At 41.1% G+C, this 16777-nt stretch carries 21 protein-coding genes; 13 read left to right on the forward strand and 8 right to left on the reverse strand.

Annotation, left to right across the window (positions count from 1 at the left end):
* Positions 1-33: 33 nt before the first annotated feature.
* The 4 genes from ACP14V_RS04955 to pepT all read right to left on the reverse strand — a co-directional run bounded on the left by ACP14V_RS04955 (position 34) and on the right by pepT (position 3067).
* On the reverse strand, positions 34-1023 hold the full coding sequence (locus tag ACP14V_RS04955; protein WP_424987914.1) for an FAD-dependent monooxygenase: 990 nt from the start codon (positions 1021-1023) through the stop codon (positions 34-36).
* A 17-nt stretch (positions 1024-1040) separates the two neighbouring features.
* A complete protein-coding gene (locus ACP14V_RS04960; RefSeq protein ID WP_424987916.1) occupies positions 1041-1166 on the reverse strand; it encodes an NAD(P)-binding protein in 126 nt (41 codons plus the stop codon).
* A 78-nt stretch (positions 1167-1244) separates the two neighbouring features.
* The gene (locus ACP14V_RS04965; RefSeq protein WP_272609589.1) at positions 1245-1835 is read right to left on the reverse strand and encodes a YdeI/OmpD-associated family protein; all 591 of its coding nucleotides are present in this window, start codon (positions 1833-1835) and stop codon (positions 1245-1247) included.
* A gap of 2 nt (positions 1836-1837) precedes the next feature.
* A complete protein-coding gene (gene pepT / locus ACP14V_RS04970) occupies positions 1838-3067 on the reverse strand; it encodes a peptidase T (RefSeq protein ID WP_272609590.1) in 1230 nt (409 codons plus the stop codon).
* A gap of 99 nt (positions 3068-3166) precedes the next feature.
* On the opposite strand from pepT, the gene ACP14V_RS04975 reads away from it, so the two are divergent.
* The 7 genes from ACP14V_RS04975 to ACP14V_RS05005 all read left to right on the forward strand — a co-directional run bounded on the left by ACP14V_RS04975 (position 3167) and on the right by ACP14V_RS05005 (position 8624).
* Positions 3167-3586 carry a hypothetical protein gene (locus tag ACP14V_RS04975; protein ID WP_272609591.1) on the forward strand — a complete coding sequence of 140 codons (420 nt, stop codon included), beginning with the start codon at positions 3167-3169 and terminating at the stop codon, positions 3584-3586.
* A gap of 54 nt (positions 3587-3640) precedes the next feature.
* The gene (locus ACP14V_RS04980) at positions 3641-4681 is read left to right on the forward strand and encodes a quinone-dependent dihydroorotate dehydrogenase (protein WP_272609592.1); all 1041 of its coding nucleotides are present in this window, start codon (positions 3641-3643) and stop codon (positions 4679-4681) included.
* 6 nt (positions 4682-4687) lie between these two features.
* On the forward strand, positions 4688-5347 hold the full coding sequence (locus tag ACP14V_RS04985) for a LysE family translocator (protein ID WP_272609593.1): 660 nt from the start codon (positions 4688-4690) through the stop codon (positions 5345-5347).
* Between the two features lie 21 nt (positions 5348-5368).
* Positions 5369-6232: a hydroxymethylglutaryl-CoA lyase gene (locus ACP14V_RS04990; RefSeq protein ID WP_272609594.1), complete on the forward strand. Its 864-nt coding sequence runs from the start codon at positions 5369-5371 to the stop codon at positions 6230-6232.
* 112 nt (positions 6233-6344) lie between these two features.
* Positions 6345-7523, forward strand: a complete 1179-nt coding sequence (locus tag ACP14V_RS04995) for a hypothetical protein (RefSeq protein WP_136565819.1) — start codon at positions 6345-6347, stop codon at positions 7521-7523.
* Positions 7524-7641: 118 nt separating this feature from the next.
* A complete protein-coding gene (locus tag ACP14V_RS05000; RefSeq protein WP_272609595.1) occupies positions 7642-8130 on the forward strand; it encodes an FMN-binding protein in 489 nt (162 codons plus the stop codon).
* Positions 8130-8624 (forward strand): hypothetical protein, encoded by a 495-nt coding sequence (locus ACP14V_RS05005; protein ID WP_136565821.1) that lies wholly within the window; start codon positions 8130-8132, stop codon positions 8622-8624. The genes ACP14V_RS05000 and ACP14V_RS05005 overlap by 1 nt, the downstream gene beginning before the upstream one ends.
* 33 nt (positions 8625-8657) lie before the next feature.
* On the opposite strand, the gene ACP14V_RS05010 is transcribed toward ACP14V_RS05005, so the two are convergent.
* Positions 8658-9008, reverse strand: a complete 351-nt coding sequence (locus ACP14V_RS05010) for a DUF6686 family protein (RefSeq protein ID WP_272609596.1) — start codon at positions 9006-9008, stop codon at positions 8658-8660.
* 147 nt (positions 9009-9155) lie between these two features.
* Here ACP14V_RS05010 and guaB point away from each other — a divergent pair, with 147 nt between their 5' ends.
* Positions 9156-10628, forward strand: a complete 1473-nt coding sequence (gene guaB / locus ACP14V_RS05015; protein WP_272609597.1) for an IMP dehydrogenase — start codon at positions 9156-9158, stop codon at positions 10626-10628.
* Positions 10629-10643: 15 nt separating this feature from the next.
* Here the strand turns inward: guaB and ACP14V_RS05020 are convergent, their stop codons facing one another.
* The 3 genes from ACP14V_RS05020 to lysA all read right to left on the reverse strand — a co-directional run bounded on the left by ACP14V_RS05020 (position 10644) and on the right by lysA (position 12883).
* Complete coding sequence (locus ACP14V_RS05020; protein WP_136565824.1) at positions 10644-11159, reverse strand: thioredoxin family protein; 516 nt, start codon at positions 11157-11159, stop codon at positions 10644-10646.
* Positions 11160-11229: 70 nt separating this feature from the next.
* A complete protein-coding gene (locus ACP14V_RS05025) occupies positions 11230-11643 on the reverse strand; it encodes a DUF3995 domain-containing protein (protein WP_272609598.1) in 414 nt (137 codons plus the stop codon).
* Position 11644: 1 nt separating this feature from the next.
* Positions 11645-12883, reverse strand: coding sequence for a diaminopimelate decarboxylase (lysA, locus tag ACP14V_RS05030; RefSeq protein WP_136565826.1), 1239 nt, complete (start codon positions 12881-12883; stop codon positions 11645-11647).
* Between the two features lie 161 nt (positions 12884-13044).
* Between lysA and ACP14V_RS05035 the strand changes: the two genes are divergently transcribed.
* The 5 genes from ACP14V_RS05035 to ACP14V_RS05055 all read left to right on the forward strand — a co-directional run bounded on the left by ACP14V_RS05035 (position 13045) and on the right by ACP14V_RS05055 (position 16764).
* Positions 13045-13683, forward strand: a complete 639-nt coding sequence (locus ACP14V_RS05035; RefSeq protein ID WP_272609599.1) for an LON peptidase substrate-binding domain-containing protein — start codon at positions 13045-13047, stop codon at positions 13681-13683.
* 128 nt (positions 13684-13811) lie between these two features.
* The gene (gene sucC / locus ACP14V_RS05040; protein WP_272609600.1) at positions 13812-15005 is read left to right on the forward strand and encodes an ADP-forming succinate--CoA ligase subunit beta; all 1194 of its coding nucleotides are present in this window, start codon (positions 13812-13814) and stop codon (positions 15003-15005) included.
* Between the two features lie 360 nt (positions 15006-15365).
* Complete coding sequence (locus ACP14V_RS05045; protein WP_272609601.1) at positions 15366-15701, forward strand: hypothetical protein; 336 nt, start codon at positions 15366-15368, stop codon at positions 15699-15701.
* A 117-nt stretch (positions 15702-15818) separates the two neighbouring features.
* A complete protein-coding gene (locus ACP14V_RS05050) occupies positions 15819-16220 on the forward strand; it encodes a TerB family tellurite resistance protein (RefSeq protein WP_272609602.1) in 402 nt (133 codons plus the stop codon).
* A gap of 118 nt (positions 16221-16338) precedes the next feature.
* Positions 16339-16764, forward strand: coding sequence for an Hsp20/alpha crystallin family protein (locus tag ACP14V_RS05055; protein ID WP_136565831.1), 426 nt, complete (start codon positions 16339-16341; stop codon positions 16762-16764).
* Positions 16765-16777: the final 13 nt, after the last annotated feature.

A 16777-nucleotide genomic window follows, 5' to 3' on the forward strand; every position in this document is an offset into this window, starting at 1 on the left:
TCGCAAAAGAGGGATATAACAAATTTGACTGCGTTAAATAGTTTCAAGTTTGAATATTTGTTGGGATTGCTTCTTGTTGATTCTGTTAGGAGTGATTTTTATGAGCTGATCTCTTAATCCAGTTGCTATTGGGTTTTTCCAATGCGCAATCTTTCCTATTCGCCAACTTGTGTTTATAATACTATTTACTTTTAGCATTCTTAATTTCTGAAATGTTGAAAATGCCTCATTACCATTAAATTTACTCAAACACTCTGCAAGGATATATGCATCCTCTATTGCTTGACATGCTCCTTGACCCATATTTGGGGTTGTGGCATGGGCTGCATCTCCTATCAGACAAGTATTGTTTTTGTACCATTTTTTTATGGGTGCTAGGTCGGCAATGGTTGCTGTATGAATTTTCTCTATTGGAGTTTTTGAGATTATGGACTGTATAATATGGTCATATCCTGAAAAAAAATCAGGTAGCTTATCCACTGAATGCTCGCTGGCACTTTTTTTAAAGGTTTTTGAAGCATACCAATAAACTTCATTTGACCCAATTTGCACAAATCCCAACCTGTTGCCTTTTCCCCAAGCTTCATTGAGTTCGTTTTTGAATTTTTTTGGTAAAGCATGATTAACAGTTCCACGCCAGCAAACTTGAAAAGCGTTTCTTATTCTTGTGGTTGGAAACAAAAAACCTCGAACCGTAGAGTTAAGCCCGTCAGCTCCCAATGTAATTTTAGAGTTGATTTTTTTACCGTTTTCAAACCTTAAAAGATTGGAGTTGCCCACCACTTCCATTTTTGAAAGTTTGTAGCCCAGTTTCAAACTATTGGACTCTAATTCCGTTGCCAATATTTTTTGAAGTGCTGCTCGGTGAATGGCAATATTTTGACAATCATACTTGGTCTCAAAGTATTTTAAATCTATACTTGAAAGTTTCGTCAAATTAGGCGAGGTGATATTCATGCAAGATATTCGATTCCCGTTTTGAACAATTTTAGAGTCCAAGCCTAGTCTCTGAAAAACTTGCATAGTATTGTTTGCAAGTATTATACCAGCCCAACTGGTTTTAACTCATTAGCTTGTTCGTATACCTGAGCTCTTATTCCTTTTCTTTGAAGGGCTATGGCCATAGTTAAACCTCCTATCCCTCCTCCTATAATATCCACTCTCATTTTAATAATTTATAATATAGGTTTAATTGAGTGCGAAAATTCAAGCAATAAATTACGACTGCCATAGTAGTGTAATATTTATCTATAGGCGTCATTTAACCCAATACCCTTTTCAATCAAGGGCAGTATTTTTTCCAACCGTCTTTGTTTGGTCTGCTCTTGTTTGGCTTCAGAGATATATTCGCAAAACTCCTTTTGTTTATAAGGAGTAAAATTTTCGAATGCGGTTCGCAACTCCTTATTTTCCTTTAATTTTTCCTGAAGCAATGACGGAATGGTCACTTTTGATGTCTTTTCCACAGTGATCTCCATACCCTTTTTCTGGTTTTCAATGGCTTCCTGCATGTAGGCGAACACTGCCTTCTTATCGACCTCGCCCAAAGTGTGGAACTTCCAATGCCGCATACCCTTGGTTTTTCCTTCTTGGGCATTTTCCAGCACTTTTTTGGGATCTTTCAAGAACACCCCATTAAAGAACCAGACCCCAAAATGATTTTTGAACTTGCAGATGCCAAACACATTTTTACCATTGACCGTATACACCGGAAAACTCCATTTAAAGTCCTCCTCACTTTTGGTTTGCAGGGCCAGTTTTCTGAGTTGGACTATGCCTTCTTTAAATGGGTGGTCTTTGCTATAATACGCCGCTATTTTTTCTGATTTTTCCATAATCATTTAATTTGACTGGCAGTAAGTTCGCAAATCTTCACGATAACCTGGACAGCTTTCTCCATACTTTCCAAAGGGACGTATTCATATTTACCATGAAAATTGTGCCCCCCGGCAAAGATGTTGGGGCAGGGTAGTCCCATGAAACTCAATTGCGATCCATCGGTCCCTCCTCTTATCGGTTTTATGATGGGTTCAATGCCCAAGGACTCCATCGCTTCTTGGGCAATCTCCACAATGTGGAACACCGGCTCCACCTTTTCACGCATGTTGCGGTATTGGTCTTCAATCTCGATAGTGATGCAATCCCCATGTTTTTTGTTGAGCTTTTCGGTAATATTGACAAGAAGATCCTTCCTGGCTTGAAAATGTTCGGCATCGTGATCACGGATGATCAAGTCTATTTGGGCGTTTTCAATTTCTCCCTTAAGCTTGTGCACATGGAAAAAGCCTTCCATTCCTGTGGTGTGTTCCGGGACTTCCCTCTGAGGGAGCAAGCTTAAAAATTCATTGGCTATGGAAATGGCGTTTACCATTTTGTTCTTGGCATAGCCGGGATGGACGCTTTTTCCTTTAACCATGATTTTGGCACTGGCCGCATTAAAGTTTTCATATTCCAGTTCGCCCACTTGACTACCGTCCATGGTATAGGCCCAATCGGCACCAAACTTTTTTACGTCAAACTTATGGGCGCCCCTTCCAATTTCTTCATCTGGGGTGAAGGCAATCCGTATTTTTCCATGTTTTATTTCGGGATGTTGTGCCAAATACTCCATAGCTGTAATAATCTCGGCAATACCTGCCTTATCATCAGCTCCAAGCAAGGTATTGCCGTCCGTGGTGATTAAAGTCTGACCTTGGTACTGCAATAAATCCTCAAAATAACTTGGGGAAAGCACAATATTCTTCGCTTTGTTGAGCACAATATCCTTTCCATCATAGTCTTTTATAATTTGTGGTTTTACATTCCTTCCCGAAAAATCAGGAGAGGTGTCCATATGTGAAATAAAGCCGATGGTGGGCACTTTTTTGTCCAGATTACTGGGCAAGGTTGCCATGATGTAGGCGTTCTCATCAATGGAAACTTCCTGAAGACCAATTTGATGTAGCTCCATGACCAATTTTTTGGCCAAATCCCATTGTTTTTCCGTACTGGGGGTTGTTTTGGAGTAGGGGTCACTTTGGGTATCGGTGGTTACATAATCCAGAAATCGGGGCAAAAGTTTTTCCATGTTGTGCTTTTTATCAAAAATAATGGTTATTCAATCGTAATCTTAAGAAAAGAATGTTTTAAAACTTATCTTTCCCATGCTTTTCAAAATTGACCAAACTTGCACAGAATTTTAGTACTTGTTTTTCTTTTATCCGTCATTGGCACAAAGGCGCAACAGGAATGCGTTTTGGGCGTGGGAGGTACAGATGACGAAACCATTGCGGAGGTATTTCAGCTAAACGATGAGCAGAAACAAAATCTTAGGAATTGGAGCGCCGAATTAAAGGTCAGGAATGAAATCCTGAGCAATCAGGCTGAGTTTCTTTTAAAACAGCATGAAGAAAGTTCTCCCGAAGTCTTGATGACTATTTCCAAAGAGTATAAGACCATTATGGACAGTATGAAACAAAATGTCCGCATGATGGACAAAAGATTGCTGTCGATTTTTAATCCAAAACAGTACAACTTTTACGTGAAACTCTGCGATCAGCTTACGTTGCGCCCTATCTATATAAACAGGTCAGTTGACGAAAAATGAACGATTTGGTGTGTTCTGTTTTAAGAGTTTTTATTTTTGTTGAAAATCTTTTGAATGTATAAAACCCTCATTCGCCCAATCTTATTTTTGTTTGATCCAGAAAGCGTGCACCACTTTTCATTTTGGGCTATTAAATGGTTTTCCAGAATGGGACTTGGGCCTCTTTTCAGAAAGATTTTTGAACTAAAGGACCCAAGGTTGGAACGAGAGGTTTTTGGAGTGAAATTCAAAAATCCTGTGGGTCTGGCCGCTGGATTTGATAAGAATGCACAACTCTTCAACGAATTTTCGGATTTTGGTTTTGGTTTTGTTGAAATAGGGACCTTGACCCCCAAACCGCAACCCGGAAACCCTAAGAAGCGGCTTTTTAGACTACGAAAGGACAGTGCCATTATAAACCGAATGGGATTCAACAACCATGGGGTTTTTGAAGCGGTGGAACTGCTGAAGAAAAAGCATCGGGTCATTGTGGGCGGTAATATTGGCAAGAACAAGGTCACGCCCAACGACCAAGCCATTAAAGATTATCTAATCTGTTTTGAAGCCCTTTTTGAACATGTAGATTATTTTGTGGTCAATGTAAGTTCACCGAACACACCAGGATTACGGGAGCTTCAGGATAAAGAACCGTTGACCCAATTGCTAAAAAAACTAAAGAGGCAGAATACCAAGCAGGCTAAAAAAGCGAACAAAAAAGAAAAGCCCATCCTTTTAAAAATTGCGCCAGATCTAAGCAATGACCAACTTTTGGACATTATAGCTATTGTAAAAGCCACAGAAATTGATGGGGTCATTGCCACAAATACGACCATTTCCCGAGAAGGCCTTAAATCTGACCTCATTGTTTCAGAGGAGCAAGGAGGGCTTAGTGGCAAGCCTTTGGCCAAAAGGAGCACAGAGGTCATTCGGTTTTTGTCCGAAAAGAGCAACAAGGCATTCCCAATCATTGGGGTGGGGGGAATCCATTCTCCTGAAGATGCCCTTGAAAAATTGGATGCTGGTGCCGATTTGGTGCAGTTGTACACCGGATTTATTTATGAAGGTCCGGGTTTGATCAAAAAAATCAACAAGGCCATTTTGGACCGCACATCGTAGAATAAGATGCAGCAGTTGTTCCTGGTAAGCACCGAAACCATTAATTATCCTATTCTTATTGGGTTTTTGGTTTCTTCGGCAGCCTTGGCCATTTCTCCTGGACCAGACAATATTTTTGTGCTTACCCAAAGTATTTCCAATGGTGTCAAGGCAGGCTTGGCTACGGTTTTAGGATTGGTCAGTGGGTGCTTGGTGCATACCACTTTGCTTGCTTTTGGAGTGTCCGAAATCATTAAGCGCAGTGATGCCCTCTTTTTTGGAATAAAACTTTTTGGCGCTGCATATCTTATTTATTTGGCAATTAAAGTTTATAGAGGTAGCGATACCATTCACGTTGAACAAGAAAAAGGGCCTTCACAAAGCTCTTTTAAACTGTTTAAGACCGGTTTTGCCATGAATGTCCTCAATCCCAAGGTCACTATTTTCTTTTTGGCATTTTTTCCGGGTTTTCTCTTTAGCGAAACGTTGAGTTCGGTACTCCAATTCTATGTGCTTGGCCTACTATTCATGTTGGTGGCCTTCATTATTTTTGGGATGATCGCTGTTTTGGCCGGAAGCATTTCAACCTACTTGATGCGCCATCCCAAAGTAGGAAGTTATCTCAAATGGGTCCAGATCATTGTTTTTGTGGGAATCGCTATTTATCTATTGCTATCGGATAAATAGTGCTAATTTTACAGGCAGCCAATGTCAAAAGTAAAGCTCATAGAATGTCCGCGTGATGCCATGCAAGGCATAAAGACCTTTATTCCCACCGAGGAAAAAGTAAGGTATATCCAGTCGCTTTTGGGATGTGGTTTTGACACGTTGGATTTTGGCAGTTTTGTCTCACCCAAGGCCATTCCGCAGATGCAGGATACCGCAGAGGTTTTGGCAGGATTAGATCTTTCTAAAACAAAGAGTAAGCTCTTGGCTATTGTAGCCAATATCCGAGGTGCGGAGGATGCCTGCAAACACCCTGAAATTACTTACTTGGGTTACCCATTTTCAATTTCCGAAAACTTCCAAATGCGGAATACCCATAAGACCATAGCGCAATCTGTGGATACCCTAAAGGGTATACTGGAATTGGCAAATGCCCATGGCAAGGAAGTGGTAACCTATATTTCCATGGGATTTGGAAATCCTTATGGCGACCCTTGGGATGTGGACGTGGTAGGGGAGTGGACTGAAAAATTGGCCGATATGGGCACCAAAATTTTGTCCCTTTCCGATACCATTGGGAGTTCCACCCCAAAGACCATTTCGTATTTGTTTTCCAATCTCATTCCCAAATATCCAGATATTGAATTTGGCGCCCATTTGCACACCACCCCGACCAAATGGCATGAAAAAGTGGATGCGGCCTACAAAGCAGGTTGCAGACGCTTTGATGGTGCTGTTCAGGGCTTTGGAGGGTGTCCCATGGCCAAGGATGAGCTTACCGGGAACATGCCCACGGAAAAAATGCTATCCTATTTTACTGCCGAAAAAGCCTACACAGGTGTAAACTGGATGGTTTTTGAGGCTGCTTACAACAAGGCCACCGAACTTTTCTCTGCGTATCACTAACTTTTTTTGATGCTGTCGTGTACTAAGCCTTAAAATTTATTTAAACTAAGTCCAAATAAATTTGGTTGCTTTAAGAGGTAGGAATATATTTGCCGCGCAATTATTAAAAAACATGAAACAAACAACTATTCTATTTGCTTTGTTATGTGCGTCATTTACGTTTGCACAGACACAAACCGACTCAATCCAACTTGATCCCCAGAAACAAATCAACGCTGCACAGCGTTTACTATCAGGAAATTATGCTTCTGCAGTAACCGTGGGTGCCTATGGCGAGATGCTGTACAATCAGCCTGAAGGAGATAACGGTGAATTGGATGTACAACGTCTGGTTCTACTTTTTGGATACCGATTTGACGACCGTACCCAGTTTGTTACTGAGGTGGAATTTGAGCACGTTGAAGAGGTCTTTGTGGAGCAGGCTTTTGTGAACTACAATGCGGCTCCCAACCTTAATATCCGTGGTGGATTGATGTTGGTTCCCATGGGAATCATAAACGAATTCCACGAACCAACCACGTTTAATGGAACGGAACGCCCAGGTTTGGACAATTCCATTGTTCCCACCACTTGGCGTGAGCTTGGGGTAGGGGTAACCGGAAGGTTCAACTCCATTTCCTTGGGATATCAAGCCTACCTTTTTAATGGATTCAAATCTGCTGAAGCCGATGGCGAAGGTGGTGTAGCTGGGAAATTAAGTGGTTCCAGCGGCCTTCGTGGTGGTAGACAAAAAGGAATCCAATCCACCATTGATAGCCCTAACCTATCCACCAAGCTGGATTACTATGGCATTCCCGGATTACGATTGGGTTTTTCAACCTATTTTGGACGTACCCAAGCCGATGACGACGTAGAGGAATTTGATGGTGCGGATATTGGTATCGCCATGTTCGGACTGGATGCCCGTTATGCCTACCAAAACTTTACCGCCAGAGGACAATTTATACATGCCTCCCTATCAGATACGGATGCCTATAATGATCTAACCGGAAGTAATTTGGGAAGTGCATTGCAAGGTTGGTATTTGGAAGGAGCTTATAATGTCCTTCCTGCAGGAAATCGACAAAAGCTTTTTGCTTTTGCTCGTTACGAAATGTATAACACCCATGCGGATACCGAGGGTGGTTTGGTAAAAAATGAGGCCTATGACCGTACCGATGTTACTACGGGATTAACCTATCATATTGCACCAGGTGTGGTGGTCAAGGGAGACTATCAGTTCAGGAGTAATGCTGCAGATGACTCAGATGTGCAGGACCGTTTGAACTTTGGAATAGGAGTTTGGTTCTAAGAAGATTGAAGTAGGGTGGATGTAATATTCCATCCTATTTTTATTCGTAATGAGTCTAAATTAATATATTTGTGGGATGAAATCGGCAAAATCATATTTAGCTATCCCCTTTATTTTAGTGCTACTTGCATTCGCCGCTCCAAAGGAGGTCAACAAGAGAGTGCTGAAAGAAGTGGAAAAGACCTTCGAGGTGGTTGATTTTGCCATGCAGCCCATTACTATTACGAATGACTTGAATGCCAAACTGCCTACCAAGATTTCAGGAGAAAATTTGTATCGAATCACTGCTGGAGATTCAATTTTGGGATATGCATTTTTTGACCAAGCGCCTAGCAAAACCGCAAAGTTTGATTATTTGGTGTTGTTTGATGGCAACGTAAAAATCATCAATACAAAAGTGTTGGTCTACAGGGAGGAATACGGTGGCGAAATTGGAAGCAAAAGATGGTTGAAGCAGTTTTTGGGAAAAACGGGCGGTGATCGTGTAAACAGTGATACCAATATAGACGCCATCTCTGGTGCCACCATTTCGGTGAATTCCATGACCAAATCCATGGACAATCTGCTTCAGACAATAGGAATACTTCAGGATAAAGGACAGCTATAATGGTATATAACGGTGTGCTGTCTACATTCCCCAAAGAGATTCGCTTGTTCATAAGCACCTTTGTTATTATACTATCCATTGGATTTTTCACGGGATTGCTCTTTATCAAAGAAACCGATTCTACAACACCTGCTGGAATCGAGGAAAATTATTTGGGCAACGAGGAAGATGAAGAAGCCACGGTGATGAAGTTCAAGAAGGGCGACCGTGAGATGCTCACCATTGTGCACACGCATATTCTGTCCATGTCCATGATCTTTTTTTTGTTGGGAGGATTGGTATGGTTGACCCGTTTACCAAAAAAATGGAAGCTCTTTTTGACCATAGAGCCTTTTTTATCGGTGGTATTGACCTTCGGGGGCATTTACCTGATGTGGAAAGGCATATCTTGGTTTAAATATGTAGTTATTTTTTCAGGCATATTAATGACCCTTACGTATACTTGCTCCGCCGCATTGGTTTTGTGGCAGTGTGCTAGGCCATCGCGAAAGTAATGAGTATTGGATAAGGGGAAAGTCCTTTCGAAATCAGTTTTCAATAAACGTATAATCGATATCGTGGTAGCCAATAAGTTCTGGTTGGAGCTTTTCGTAACGCAGTAACTGCTTTATTTCCATAAGCTCTTCCTTGTTCACCAAAACAATGAAATGTTTCTTCCCAACCGAAATGGGGATTTTACGCTGTTGTGACCAATGTTTCAGCTGTTTTTCCCAATACGATGCATCCAACTGGTGGATATACTCTTTAAAAGCATCCAATTCCCATTCGTATAATTCAAAACACAGGTTGTTGAAAATCAACTGAAATAGCTTGCTTCTATTGCAAAAGGTCAATATACCATTCTTGGATTGGTCTAAAATGATGAGGGATTCACACATATCAAATTGGATTATGGGATAAAGATATTAATTATTTATAATAAGTCTAAATAAAAATAAATTTTATATACCATTAACCAAATGCCAAAATAGATAGATATGAACTAAAATAGTGGTACATTTGCACGCAATTAATTCGTAATTGCAATGGAAGCCCACCTAAACAAAATTGTTGGCGAAGGATTGACCTATGATGATGTCCTACTTGTGCCAGCATATTCCGAAGTACTTCCCCGGGAAGTCAATATTCAATCGAAATTTACAAGAAACATTACCATTAATGTTCCTATTGTATCTGCTGCAATGGATACGGTCACTGAATCCCGTATGGCCATAGCTATGGCTCGCGAAGGAGGCATTGGTGTGCTTCATAAGAACATGACCATCGAGCAGCAAGCCCTTAAAGTCCGTAAGGTTAAAAGAGCCGAAAGTGGTATGATCATGGATCCTGTTACTCTTCCTTTGGATTCTACGGTTAGGGATGCCAAAGCCAATATGAAGGAGCATAGCATTGGGGGAATTCCAATTGTGGATGATAATAAAAGATTGATAGGAATCGTGACCAATAGGGATTTGCGGTTCGAAAAAAATAATGATCGCCCCATTGCGGAGGTCATGACTTCGGAAAATTTGGTAACTGTTGGTGAGGGTACTTCATTGCAACAGGCCGAGGTAATTCTTCAAGAAAACAAAATTGAAAAATTACCAGTGGTGAATGACAAGGATGAATTGGTTGGACTTATCACCTTTCGGGACATCACCAAACTAACCCAGAAGCCCATTGCCAATAAAGACCAATACGGTCGCTTGCGTGTTGCTGCCGCGGTTGGGGTAACGGCCGATGCTGTGGAAAGGGCAGGGGCTCTTGTAAATGCTGGTGTGGATGCTATTATTATCGACACAGCTCATGGTCACACCAAAGGTGTGGTCGGTATCCTAAAGGAAGTCAAAAAAGCATACCCAGAGCTTGATGTGGTCGTAGGTAATATAGCTACTGCCGAAGCAGCCAAGTATTTGGTTGAAGCCGGAGCTGATGCGGTTAAAGTGGGTATTGGACCAGGGTCTATATGTACCACCCGTGTGGTTGCCGGAGTTGGCTTCCCGCAATTCTCCGCTGTATTGGAAGTGGCTGCTGCCATAAAAGGTACTGGGGTTCCTGTGATTGCCGATGGAGGTATCCGATATACTGGGGATATTCCCAAAGCTATTGCTGCCGGAGCCGATACGGTGATGCTGGGTTCTTTGTTGGCAGGTACCAAGGAATCTCCTGGAGAAACCATTATTTATGAAGGTCGAAAATTCAAATCATACCGTGGAATGGGTTCTGTTGAGGCCATGAAACAAGGCAGTAAGGACCGCTACTTCCAAGATGTGGAAGACGATATCAAGAAATTGGTTCCCGAAGGCATTGTGGGGCGTGTACCCTACAAAGGTGATCTATACGAGAGCATGCATCAATTTATTGGTGGTCTGCGTGCTGGAATGGGCTATTGTGGTGCCAAGGATATAGAAACCCTTAAAGAAACTGGGCGATTTGTGAAAATCACTTCCAGTGGTATCCATGAAAGCCATCCGCATGATGTAACCATCACTAAGGAAAGTCCAAATTATAGTAGGTAGTAAAATTAAGCGGGTTTATTTTCCTGCATACGTCTGCCAATCCTGATCCTTGTAGATATTGTCCCCAAAGTAACGGGCAATTTGTAGAAAGGGCTCTACCTTTTGGTATCCGGGCACCGGAGATAACATTTTTAAATCCTCATCCAAAAAGACCACCGTGGGATAACTCATTTTTCCCTGCAGTAAGGCTGCGGCGAATTCATGGTAACCTCTTCTTCCAGAAGGGACAAACTTGAAGGTTTTACCTTGAAATTCAATGGGGTCTTTCCCTTCGGCGTCCAACTTTACCATGTAAAAATTGTCCTGCATGTAAGCGGAAACCTCAGGATTTTGAAAGGTATCCTTGTCCATTTTTTTACACCATCCACACCAATCAGTGTACACATCGATGAATATTTTTTTGGGCTTGGCATCGGTTTGTGACAATTGCACTGCTTCTTCCCAAGACACCCAATTGATATCCTGTGCTTGGGCCTGAAACCCTGTCAATAGAAGAAACATTAAACTGATTTGGGTAAAAATTGTGCGCATAGTGCTTGTGTTTTGAGATATTGGTCTCCCAACCAATACAAAACTAACGAAAATTGTGCCAAAAAAGTATTCAACCCCAAAACTCCAAAACGAAGATAAGCGCAGCAATGACCAAGGTCAATGGGGAATAGAACTTTGAATCCATTCCCGCAAAATTGGTGTTCTTCACTGTCTTGAAAAAACCAACGTATCTAAAATCCCCAATGGTCCTTACTAAAAACAAAGCGCCAATTCCCAAAGAGATATGGGTCACCCCTTCAAAATTGAAAAACTCCAAAACCTTGTTAAGGTAAATAGAGGCAAAAAGCGCCAAAAACAAGCCTACTAGGAATGTGCCTGCTTTCCCGGGCTGCATCAATAACTGACCATCTTCATTGGTGGGGAGCACCCGTGTGGGGTCCTTGATACCAAAAAGAACCCAATACAAATGCAATCCGGAAAGGAAGATAAATACAATGGCAAGCAATAGGGCAATGACCCCCATCTTATTTTACAGCTTCTTTTTGGGTTACTTTGAATAAATCTTTGGTATCCACCTGGTTTCTTAAAATATCATCAAACGTTTCCCTTTCCCTAATTAGATGTGCCTTGTTTTTATACCATAAAACTTCAGCCGGCCTATATCTGGAGTTATAGTTGCTGGCCATGGTAAAACAATAGGCTCCGGCATTTTTAAAGCAAAGAATGTCGCCCTCAGAAATCTCATTGATCCTGCGATTGCTGCCAAAAGTATCCGTTTCACAGATATATCCCACAACGGAGTAGTACCGTTCCCGTCCCTTGGGGTTGGAAATGTTGATGATGTCGTGACTGGAACCATATAGCATGGGTCTGATAAGGTGATTGAATCCAGAGTCAACACTTGCAAAAACGGTGGATGTGGTCTGTTTTACAACATTGACTTTTGCCAAAAAGTAACCCGCCTCGCTCACCAAGAATTTGCCAGGCTCAAAGGCCAAGGTAAGTTCGCGACCATATTCGGCACAGAATTCATTGAAACGTGCGGTCAATTTTTTACCCAATTCTTCTACGTTGGTTTGGATGTCACCTTTTTTGTAAGGAACCTTAAACCCGCTTCCAAAATCTATAAACTCCAAATCTTTGAAGTTTTTGGCGGTTTCAAATAGTATTTCAGAGGCATAAAGGAATACATCAATATCTAAAATATCGCTTCCTGTATGCATGTGAATACCATTTATATTCATATTGGTAAGTTCCACAATGCGGAGTAAATGTGGAATTTGATGGATACTGATACCAAACTTGGAATCGATGTGACCCACAGATATCTTAGAGTTTCCACCGGCCATCACGTGCGGATTTATTCGGATACAAACTGGAATATCAGGATGCTTGCTTCCAAACTGTTCCAAAACGGATAGGTTGTCTATGTTGATTTGAACTCCAAGTGCCGCAGCCTGTTCAATTTCTTCCAAGGAAACACCGTTGGGAGTATATATGATGGATTCAGGCGCAAAACCTGCCAATAGACCAAGTTTTACTTCTTGTATGGAAACCGTGTCCAAACCACTTCCCAAATGGTTCATAAACCTAAGGATGCTGATATTGGACAGTGCCTTGGCGGCATAATTCAATCTTAGGTTTGGAACCCCTTCAAACGCTTGGGTCAATCTATGGTATTGTGAGGCTATTTTTTCGGCATCGTAAACGTAAAGTGGAGCACCAAACTCGCCGGCAAGCTTCAATAAATCTTTGGAATTCATATGGATTAGTCTTTCCGACAAAACTAAGCCTTGTACTCGGGTTGTACAAGAATAAAAAGCAGAGAAATATTTTTGTAACAAATTGTTTTATAAATAACAAATGACTTTTTAAATACTTGCGCCTTTGGGTTTCACATTGTACATTTAGGCAAACTCCAACAATGAAACTACCGCTATTTCCACTACAATCTGTTTTTTTTCCGGGTGAGACCGTTCCCTTGCACATTTTTGAAGAGCGATACAAGCAATTGATCAATGATTGTAGAAATGAAGCGATCACTTTTGGAATACCAGTGTTTATCAATAATACCTTATCCTATGGAACCGAGGTGCAATTGGTCGAGGTTGTAACGACATACGATAATGGTGAAATGGATGTGATCTGTGTGGCACGTCAGGTGTTTAAGATGCTTTCCTTTGAAAATCAGATGGAAGGGAAGCTATATGCGGGTGGAGATGTTGAGTTTTTGGATATGGAGAACAGTGCAGATGAGAAACTTAGAGTGGAAGTCCTTGAAAAAGTGGAAGAGTTATATGGACTAATGGATGTTCCCTTTACCCAAATCTCCCCAAAACAGTTCAGTAGTTATTCCTTGGCGCATAAAATGGGACTTTCCTTTGAACAGGAATACCAATTGCTACAGATTTCCAACGAAACCGATCGCTTGCTGTTCATCAAAGATCATTTGGAATCCACCACGGCTATTCTAACCCAAGTAAACCATGCCAAAACCGTTATTGAAATGAACGGGCACTTTAAGAATTTTGACCCTTTGGACTTCGAAGACTTTAAAATTTGAAGGTTCAATTCAACAAAAAGCCCTACAATTGTCATAGGTAATGGATTGGAAGGCAATTATTCTTTTTTCATCTTCTATTTCTCGGTGTGGTTTTCTATTTTTGTCAACGAACAAAAGTTAATTCACAGATGAATCTTCACGAATATCAAGGAAAAGAAATTTTAGCCAGTTTTGGAGTAAGGATACAACGCGGAATTGTTGCCCGAAACGCGAATGAAGCGGTAAGCGCCGCCAAACAACTTACTCAGGAAACAGGTACGGGATGGCATGTGATCAAAGCTCAAGTACATGCAGGAGGCCGGGGTAAAGGCGGAGGCGTTAAATTGGCCAAGAACTTGAAGGAAGTTGAAGAATTGGCAGGAAGCATCATAGGGATGAACCTTATTACTCCACAAACATCTGCAGAGGGAAAGAAAGTACACCAAGTATTAATTGCTGAAGATGTTTACTATCCAGGAGATAGTGAAACCAATGAGTTTTATATGTCTGTATTGTTGAACAGAGGTACAGGTAGAAACATGGTAATGTACTCCACGGAAGGTGGTATGGATATTGAGGAAGTGGCTGAAAAAACCCCTCATCTTATTTTTACCGAGGAAATTGATCCCGCAACAGGTCTTTTGCCGTTTCAGGCTAGGCGTATAGCTTTTAATCTAGGGCTATCCGGCAATGCGTTCAAAGAGATGGTGAAATTTGTTACTGCCCTTTACAAGGCATATGAGCAAAGTGATGCCAGTCTTTTTGAAATCAATCCAGTCCTTAAGACTTCTGATGATAAAATCATGGCCGTTGATGCCAAGGTGTCTATAGATGACAATGCATTGTATAGAAGAAAGGCCTATGCCGAAATGCGTGACCTTCGTGAGGAAAACCCCATTGAAGTTGAAGCTAGAGAGGTGGGGTTGAACTATGTGGATTTGGACGGTAACGTGGGCTGTATGGTGAATGGTGCCGGATTGGCCATGGCTACTATGGATTTGATAAAAATGGCCGGTGGTGAACCTGCCAACTTTCTGGATGTTGGAGGAACGGCTGATGCAAAAAGGGTGGAAGAGGCTTTTAGAATCATCCTAAAAGACCCGAATGTAAAAGCAATATTGATCAATATCTTTGGCGGTATTGTTCGTTGCGATAGAGTAGCGCAAGGTGTGGTGGATGCCTATAAGAATATGGGCGACGCTATCAAGGTTCCCATTATTGTTAGATTGCAAGGGACCAATGCCGAATTGGCCAAAGAAATCATAGACAATTCTGGATTGGCTGTGCATTCTGCTGTACAGTTCCAAGAAGCTGCGGATAAAGTAAAAGAAGTATTGGGGTAACTTCCGTAATACTCCAAAAGATAAGGGCAACGTTTTTTTAACGTTGCCCTTTTTTATTTTTCTTGATCCAATACAAAAACCATTTCAAGGTATTCAAACTTTTGCTGTTTTTGATAGATGTTTTAATCTAAAAAGGAAAAGTGTGTTGATAAGCTTGCAAACCACTTCCGTGATGATGGGAAAGCATGAATATTAAGCCAAGGTTACAGAAATTAAATGTCAGTTAAATCGCACCGTTGGTGTATTGATTTCGGTTTTTTGGAGCGTAATTTTGCCTTGTCTTTCAAAAAGAAACGTTCATTAAAGAGTTGTAAAACCTATTCTTAAGCATCATCAAAATCAGAAAACAAAAACGAAATCATGAAAAAAATCAAAGCTATTACATTGACTTTTACGTTGTTCGCAACTATGGCCCTTTTTGCCAATCCAAGTACCGAAGAAAATCCTGAAAAAAGCCTTTGCTCCCAAATCCAAGGGATGTTGAAAAACAATACCCTTAAATTGGCTACTGAGGATTGGACGGCACAAGTTATTTTCACCATAAATAAAAACGGTGAGCTTGTGGTGCTTTCAGTGGACACAAAGAATAGTACTCTTGAAGGGTTCATCAAGAGCAGATTGAACTATCAGAAAGTGAAATTGGAAGGAATCCCTTCCGGAAAAGTATTTGCTGTTCCTGTTCGGGTTACGGCATAGCAGAAGCTATTGTTCAACTATTTCAAAAAGCCCTGAATCGCATCGGGGCTTTTTTATGCACTAAATTTTGAGTTTTCGAGTTATGTAATATAGGAACCTATCTAAAAATCCGCACCTATGGGTACCTACGAGGAAAAATTAAGTATTCTTTCAGAGATGATTGCTTTTGCAAGGGTGGATCATTCTTTGAAGGAATCTGAATACCAATTTTTACTCAAAGTGGCCCTGAACTTAGGTGTGGAAAGGGATGTATTTGATGGACTTCTCAAAGAAAACTCCCCAAGGATTGTGCTGAAAACCCAAGCTGAACGCATAGTTCAGTTTCACAGGCTACTGCTTTTGATGAATGTTGACCAAGAACAACACAAAAAGGAAGTGAACACCTTGTACAATATCGGACTTCATATGGGATTGCCTCCGGCAGCTATCGGTCAAGTGCTCGAGGTCATGCACAACTATCCAGATAAAGTAATTCCACCAGATGTGCTGATCAATATCTTCAAGGCGCATTACAATTAATGTCATTTTGTCATAATATTTTGTTAAAATCATGTCAAATAGACATGATTTGTGCAATGGTACATAATTTGTCCTATGCATGGTGATTTAAAAGTTTAACCTAAAAAAGTAAATCGCCATGAGTATAGTAAAGAGAAACAATCTATTTTTCCCCGCTTTGTTGAATGATGTTATGGGACCGGATTGGTTCGGTGGCACCGACAAGTGGAATACAACTGTTCCTGCTGTAAACATTAAGGACAATGAGAAAGAATTTGAGCTTGAATTGGCTGTTCCCGGTGTCAAAAAAGAGGATTTTACCGTGGAAGTTGACCATGACGTGCTTACCGTTTCCAGTGAAATAAAGTCGGAAAGCAAGGATACCAAGGAAAATTACACCAGAAAGGAATTTTCGTATTCATCATTTAAAAGAGCTTTCACCTTACCTGAAACGGTAGATGGCTCTAAAATCGATGCAAAATATGAAGATGGGGTATTGAAATTAACGTTGCCCAAGAAAGAAGAAGCATTGCCAAAACCCAAGCGCCTGATTTCTATTGGGTAAATAAAAAATGAAA

The organism is Flagellimonas alvinocaridis (genome assembly GCF_965248585.1).
GTDB classification, from domain to species: domain Bacteria; phylum Bacteroidota; class Bacteroidia; order Flavobacteriales; family Flavobacteriaceae; genus Flagellimonas; species Flagellimonas alvinocaridis.